The organism is Paenibacillus popilliae ATCC 14706 (assembly GCF_000315235.1).
Lineage (GTDB): Bacteria > Bacillota > Bacilli > Paenibacillales > Paenibacillaceae > Paenibacillus_B > Paenibacillus_B popilliae.
Genome location: NZ_BALG01000273.1, coordinates 1 through 354, shown reverse-complemented (window position 1 = coordinate 354; position 354 = coordinate 1). Strand labels below are relative to the sequence as shown.

The following is a 354-nucleotide window of genomic DNA, read 5'->3' as shown; positions in this document are numbered from 1 at the left end:
ATTGTACCTCTGTCAATAGAGTAGACACAAAGAATCGAGAAAACGATGCAGCATATCGGTACAAATGTTCACACTCATTGGGCGTAAGGTACCCAATAGCGGAATGGATTCGTTTTCCATTGTAGAAGCAGGTGATGTATTCAAAAATGCGTTTCTTGGCATGCTTGCGTGTTTCGAACTTCTCCAAATATACAAGTTCTTTCTTTAGCACACTGTGGAACGATTCGATGCACGCATTGTCGTAGCAGTTCCCTTTGCGGCTCATACTCCCTTTCATCTTGTAGGTGTGCAACCGCGCCTGGTAATCGTGGGAAGCATACTGGCTGCCGCGATCCGAGTGGTGCAGTACCTCTC

The 354-nt window shown here is 46.3% G+C and carries 1 protein-coding gene; it reads right to left on the bottom strand.

Annotation, left to right across the window (positions count from 1 at the left end):
• The coding region (locus PPOP_RS16000; RefSeq protein WP_148277980.1) for an IS3 family transposase at nucleotides 1-354 on the bottom strand (354 nt) is incomplete at both ends.